Source organism: Dolichospermum sp. LEGE 00246, assembly GCF_015207865.1.
Lineage (GTDB): Bacteria > Cyanobacteriota > Cyanobacteriia > Cyanobacteriales > Nostocaceae > Dolichospermum > Dolichospermum heterosporum.
Genome location: NZ_JADEWA010000325.1, coordinates 1 through 6,222 on the forward strand (window position 1 = coordinate 1; position 6,222 = coordinate 6,222).

6 protein-coding genes and 1 pseudogene are annotated in these 6,222 nt (G+C 34.6%); 2 read left to right on the plus strand and 5 right to left on the minus strand.

Going from position 1 to position 6,222, the window contains the following annotated elements:
- From IQ228_RS18605 to IQ228_RS18620, 4 genes and pseudogenes are all read right to left on the minus strand, one after another.
- Positions 1–354, minus strand: a pseudogene (locus tag IQ228_RS18605) (photosystem II assembly protein); the annotation flags it as partial.
- Positions 347–1,267, minus strand: a complete 921-nt coding sequence (locus tag IQ228_RS18610; RefSeq protein ID WP_027403132.1) for a radical SAM protein — start codon at positions 1,265–1,267, stop codon at positions 347–349. The pseudogene IQ228_RS18605 and the gene IQ228_RS18610, both read right to left, overlap by 8 nt.
- A 249-nt stretch (positions 1,268–1,516) precedes the next feature.
- Complete coding sequence (locus IQ228_RS18615; protein ID WP_193963887.1) at positions 1,517–4,192, minus strand: ParA family protein; 2,676 nt, start codon at positions 4,190–4,192, stop codon at positions 1,517–1,519.
- 11 nt (positions 4,193–4,203) lie between these two features.
- Positions 4,204–4,596 (minus strand): hypothetical protein, encoded by a 393-nt coding sequence (locus IQ228_RS18620; RefSeq protein WP_193963889.1) that lies wholly within the window; start codon positions 4,594–4,596, stop codon positions 4,204–4,206.
- A gap of 229 nt (positions 4,597–4,825) precedes the next feature.
- Between IQ228_RS18620 and IQ228_RS18625 the strand changes: the two genes are divergently transcribed.
- Together IQ228_RS18625 and IQ228_RS18630 are read left to right on the plus strand one after the other, a co-directional pair.
- Entirely contained in the window at positions 4,826–5,275 is a 450-nt protein-coding gene (locus tag IQ228_RS18625; RefSeq protein WP_193963891.1) for a hypothetical protein, read from the plus strand.
- Positions 5,276–5,294: 19 nt separating this feature from the next.
- Entirely contained in the window at positions 5,295–5,855 is a 561-nt protein-coding gene (locus tag IQ228_RS18630; protein ID WP_193963893.1) for a hypothetical protein, read from the plus strand.
- Between the two features lie 110 nt (positions 5,856–5,965).
- Here IQ228_RS18630 and IQ228_RS18635 read toward each other — a convergent pair.
- Positions 5,966–6,222, minus strand: a 257-nt coding sequence (locus IQ228_RS18635) for a TCP-1/cpn60 chaperonin family protein (protein ID WP_304511121.1), incomplete at its 5' end; no start/stop codon positions are given.

The window sequence follows — 6,222 nt, forward strand, 5'->3', positions numbered from 1 at the left end:
ATCAAATATACTCTCATCAATTCCTGTTGCTTGGAGTTTATATTCATCATGATCCACTAATTTAAAAGCTTGATATATAAACTTAATAAATTCTGCATTTGGATTTAATAACAGATGAGATTTTGATTCTTTTGCTGCTGTTATTTGGTTTCTTAAATTTGCAGTTTCGTGTTTATTTTCCTGTAAATTTCGTTCAAGTTGCAGTTTATCCCTAAATAGTTTCTCTAACCATGAAAAACTTGCTCCCGATTTTTGAATCTCTTGCAAAATTTGTACAGCACTTCGGGTATCACCACGCTGTAATGCTGATTTAAATTGCTGACTTCTCCACCAATTAATAATAAAATTACTCATAACCAAACCCGTCTTTTCCTTCTTTTATTTCTACACCCGGAAGCTGAGAGACTAACTTTTCTTTAAATCTCTGATAACTAAATCTCTCAGAATTATACCACCAAGCATACTTTTGTTTAATTTCTTCAGCTTCTTGACGAGTTCCGGCGACAAGAGAACGATTATTATTAGGATGAAAATCTTGAATTACTACTCTATCTGCAATAGCTAATTTCTTAATAAAAGCATCTTCATCTGTTAGTAATGTTGGAAGTAAAGGTGTAATTGTAATAGAAATTTTAGGAATAAAACCTTTAAAACTATCAATACTTTGTCTGATTTTAGTAATAGCATTTAATCTGGCTTTAATACTAGGAGAACGGGGTTCAAAATCTCTTCTCACGGCTTCGCTACCTGTGGGAATGCTCATATTAATTCGCAACCGTTGAAACCTTTGTAAATAATCAATATCTCTAGTAATAATGGGACTGCGAGTTTGAATTACTAAATTTGGCCGATAATCAAGCATTACTTCTAATAAACTGCGAGTTAATTGATGTTTAGACTCCAAAGGTTGATAAGGATCTGTGACACTACTCATGTAAATTCTGGGAGGTTGCTTGGGATTTTTTCGATACCAAGTTTCTAATTCTTTTGCTAAAATTTCCGCAGCATTTTCTTTATAAATTACCCATTTACCCCAGTCTTGACGCATTTTAGGATTAGGGCTAAATGCAGCAGCATAGCAATAACTACAACCATATTGACAACCCCGATAAGGATTGAGGGTAAAGTCATAAGCAGCAATAAACCCAGTCGCTTTTGTTAGCAGTGATTTAGCATTTTGGGCGTAAACTGTAGTATCTCCAAATTTTTCGCGCACGCATTTTGTAGGAGTTTCGTCGCTATAACCTTCATACCTTGGTTTCGCCATATTTTAATCTGTTATTTACTTGATAGATCCTAAAAATGCTATTGAATACATTTAAATACAAGCACTGCTGATACACAAACGTATATTCACGTATTTTTCCGTTTTTTTCTAAACATAGAGAAAACGAAAGTTAGTATTTTGTGAAAAGATAAAATATCTCTATGAATATACTAATTAACTTTAATCTTTTTCAAATCGTAAACGTGCGAAAACTTCTACATAACTAGCGATATAAAGTAAAAAATATTTTCATACAGCACCTTTACGAATCATCTCAAATCCATATACATAGATATCCGCAAATTTATAGCGTTGATCTTTCTCGCGCAATTGAATAATACCGATTTCAGTTAAAAAAGAAGCAAATTCTTCAAAGTCTGCTATATCATGTGCTGATTCTTGCCATATGCTATGTAATTCTTCTTTAGGTAAAAGAGCTGGTTTCTGCTTGAGAGAGTCAAAAAATTTAGTCAAATGACGATATTCTTCTTTGATTTCATCACAACGTTTTTCTGATGCTTTTTTCAATCCCATTTCTAAAGATTTACTACGTAATAAACGATCTGTTGGTGTTTGAATTGATGATTTTCCTTGATAGCTTAATTCTTGTTCTTTTGCACCTGTTAATAATATACTTAAACTACGAGGAAAAGTAGTACCACTAGAATCAGTTAATCTTTCATAAACCCATCTGGATAAATATTTAGCTTTGTCTCCTCTTCTGCGACGACTTCCCCAAAGCAATTCTAAAGCTTTATCAATTGTATCTTCAGTAGTTTGATCAATTGCATCTTCAGCAATAGGAGAAAATCTATTTACCAAATCCTTAAAATCTGGAGATTGTATTGATTGACGGAAAGCTAATCTTAAAAAGTCAACCCTAGTCCATTGTAAAATAATATCGCGTCCAGTAAAATGACTTTTATTGTCAAAAATTAAACGATTCCATATATCTTCTCTCAAGAAAATCTTAAATCTAATTTCTGTTAGGCGATTTGCATCACAAGATTGAACTAATTGAAATAATCCAGATAATGCTGATTGTCTTACTTCTCCTGCTTCAGGAAAATCTTCATCTAAATCATCATAAAGCAACCAGATTTTCTGAGATTTATTTTTGGCTTCTTCATGAATAATAATGTTAATGGTATCATTGACTATTTCACTTAGTATAGCGTTAGTAGATAATTCTAACAAAACTTGATTGTACTCAGATTGCCATTTTCCTTTAGGTAAATTATTGATAATATTTTTCAGTTCACTAAATTTTTCACCTTTCCTATTTTTAGGAAAATTACATAAATTTTCCTGATGACATCTAAGGAGTAAATAAGCTCTCCAGAAAGCCTCCCATGTGCCACCCTGCTGCTGTAAATTTTCATGAATAAATTGGAATTGTCCACGAGTCGGACGACTTTCCTGATATCTACCATGTGCAGACAAAAATACAGTATTATCTAATCTACCACGAGCTAGTTTTTGAGCATCACTTTTATATTTGAGAAAAAGCCAATATAGAGCAGTTTTACCTGTTCCTTTTCTACCTCTAATTAAACAAGTTGCATGATCTAAAAATTTCTCAAAATCATTGGTACGCTGGAATAGGAGGGTGAAATCCTGTTTTTGATCTGTATCCGCAGCATTTACTTCAGGAAATTGCAAGCTTTTGATAATTTTCCAGCGTGTTTCTGAATTAGTTAAAATATTTGTTCTGTCAATTTCATCAGTTTCTTCATCAATTAAATTGACAATTTTATTATAGTAATCTAGTAAAGCTCTTACAGGGTAATTATCAGCTAAAGCAATGGGTTGAAGATAGGGAATTACTAAAGGTTCTGGTAGTTCTAATGGATCATTATCATCTATTTCAAATTCTTCATCTGTGGATATTTTTATTTGATCTAGAAAAGATTTATAAATCTCGTTTACTTTGTCAAGTTTGCTAACATCAGGAACAGGAGAAAAAACAAAATTGATTGATAGATTTTTTAGAGTGTTTAGCGAACGCAATAGTAATTCTATTCCTTGTTTATTTTGTTCATTAGGAAAAAGAAAAATAATTGCTTCATTAGCAGCTTGAATTAATGATAAAGCTCCCCATTGATTAATTCCCGTTCTCGAATCAATTAATATAACATCAGGTTTTAATTGTTCGTAAATTTTCCGCTTGAAAACAGTCCAAAGATTTTGATCTCCATCAATAACAGTATTAGCATGAAGATCATCAACTTTAGAAATATAATCAAGACTAAGACAACCAGCAGGAACAACAAATAATCTTCCTTTAGCGTTTGGTATTCTTACTTCACCAAATATTTCAGTAATGGAAATATTCGGCTTTATTCCTTCTGGTAAATAGGAACGTTCATAAAAATAGTCAACAATTCCATATTTTGGTTGTGGTTGCAGGTTAAAAGCCGTACTTAGACCAGGTGCTTCTAAATCTAAATCTACAGCCACAACTTTACGTCCCCGCATTGCTAAAATCCAAGCAACATGAGTTAATGCTGTAGTGCGTCCTACTCCTCCTTTAAAGGAATAAAATGTTACTGTTCTGGGTAGACTAAGTTCGCGCTGAGGTGCTGTTGCTTGGTTTTGTGGGTTTGCTGCTTGGATAGCTAAATCTTGCCAAGTATGTATTGATGCTGGATCAAAAATCTGTGGTGGTGAAATATTAAGTGATTCAGCTTCTTGAAGTGTATATAGGGAGAGAAAACCAGGAGATAAATGAGGAACTTGTGATTGAAGTAAGTTAGAAATTTGTTCTTTACGTTGAGGAATAGATAAACTTATAAAGCGATCGCTTACAATAGTCAAATTCAATAAACCGGATGTAGAAATATTTACATCAACCCATTCTTGTGAATTCTCTACATACTCGGTTTTAATCTGCTGTTTTAGCAAAATCTGCCAATTTTCTTGCATTTTTCACCTCTTTAAAGTCGAGTAGCTTGGTTTAACAACCAACTTTTGATACTTATGTATGCGTGTAACCAGCGTTTGTAATTTAATTCATCAGGTTCAAGACTAGAATAACGCATATCTATGAAATGTTGACCCATTGGATTTTCAACTTGATCAAGCCATTTCCTTGCTTCTGAAAAATTATCAATTCTAGATTTAAGTTTATTATGTTGTTTAAGAAGTTCTGTGTAACTATGTGTCCTCAAGTTTTGACTTGTAACTCCAGGTAGAGTATTACAAATAATTGCTTTTAGTAAGCACTCAATGGTTACACCACCGAAGTGCATAGCTCCAACTTTCCTAAGAGGGTTTAGTGTTTCAGTGTCAGTATGGCGCTCCATAAAAGCTGCCTGGTAATCTTCCATACTTGTTAAACTTAAAGTTCAAGCTTCATTCACTATATTATTAAATTGGGATTTTTGAGCTAAAAATTAACCATTAACAACAAAAAACAGCCAACCCTTTCCAGAAGCAGCGATTATTCAAACTCGAAAAACCCGAACAAAACCTGAGTTTTAGGATCGGTAAATTGGTGAAAAATCCCTGAAACGACATGATAATATTCATTCTGTCCGAATATACTAATATTAGTTAATGGTAAAACTCTACTATCGGGGCATGACAGACGAAAATGGTAAGCCCAAAATTGGTCGAAGTGCCAGACTATTAGGTGTTAGACTTGGTATTGATATAAATGTTGAGCAAATGCCCGTAGGTCATCTAGATGAGAATGGCTATTTGTTACCAAAGTTAGATCGTGAAGTTCGAGAAAAACTGGTTGCTGTTGCACTCAGGGAGGAGAAAAAGGGAATGTCCGTTTCCTTGTCCATTGAAGCTTTACCAGCACCTCGTAAACCTGCTAAATTTGGTGGATATGGAAAAGATCCCCTGTGGCAAATTGATGACAGTAACATCTCTGGAGATTTACAAGCTGTTCAGGATAGCCCAACCCACGTTAGCATTTCGCCAAGAATTACAATGTTACTAGAAAGGTACGAATTAGCCTTGGCAAATACCCAAGATTATTGGGAAAGAATTGATTAGAACTAAATAGGAGGCAGGTATGGCGTGGATATTTAGTTTATCAGCAGAGTGTGGCTCTGATGAAAGTAATGCTAAGGAATTTGCTCAATATTTTGGGGAAATAAGAGGATATCAATGGGTACTCATAAATCGTAGTACTTATGTGTTTCGCACGTGTCGCACAGACATTTTTCAAGATATAGAAAACAATTGGTGGTGTCGGGTTTACCCTGAACGGGTTTACTCAGATAATGTTAGCGAAGTGGGAATATATAGCCCTGAAAGTGCTTATTTAATGACAGAGTTAGGTTTGTTATTCTATGAAGCTCTAAAGTTTAATTCTAGCTTTCGTTATGCTTTAGTTGGTGTAGAAGTTGATGAATTTAGAACCTATAGTGAACTAATAGAAGATTTACCTAATTTATCTATTCCAGGATTAGTTTTATCTACAGCACTTGCACCGGAAGGAGAAACATTACCAGGTTTCCAACCGTTTAGTTCTGGTTATGTTTGGCAACCCTACAAGGGGGAAATTTATAATCCATTAATGACATCTCCAGAATTAAAACGTAAACTAGATAAACTTTTAACTTTGAGTTGAACTTAAACAAAATCTTCTCTCTGCGTCCTCTGTGCCTCTGTGGTTCGATGTCCAAAAAAACAGCCGCCCCCTTACGGAAGCGGCCATTTATTTAAAAGTAGCAAAAGATTCTAGTAGTCGTAATCTCCGCCACCCATACCAGCGCCAGCAGCAGGAGCGCCATCTTTAGGTTCTGGCTTGTCAACAACAATACATTCGGTTGTCAACACCATACCAGCGATAGAAGCTGCATTTTGCAGTGCAGAACGAGTTACCTTAGCGGGGTCAACAATACCAGCTTCCAACATATCAACGAATTCGTTGGTAGAAGCATTGAAACCAATGTTGAAATCCTTCTCTTTCACTCTTTCCGCAATTACAGCGCCGT

Bases quoted from the DNA above. Each gene is read 5' to 3' on its own strand.
- IQ228_RS18610 (WP_027403132.1), bottom strand. From the start codon at position 1,267: ATGGCGAAACCAAGGTATGAAGGTTATAGCGACGAAACTCCTACAAAA.
- IQ228_RS18615 (WP_193963887.1), bottom strand. From the start codon at position 4,192: ATGCAAGAAAATTGGCAGATTTTGCTAAAACAGCAGATTAAAACCGAG.
- IQ228_RS18620 (WP_193963889.1), bottom strand. From the start codon at position 4,596: ATGGAAGATTACCAGGCAGCTTTTATGGAGCGCCATACTGACACTGAA.
- IQ228_RS18625 (WP_193963891.1), top strand. From the start codon at position 4,826: ATGGTAAAACTCTACTATCGGGGCATGACAGACGAAAATGGTAAGCCC.
- IQ228_RS18630 (WP_193963893.1), top strand. From the start codon at position 5,295: ATGGCGTGGATATTTAGTTTATCAGCAGAGTGTGGCTCTGATGAAAGT.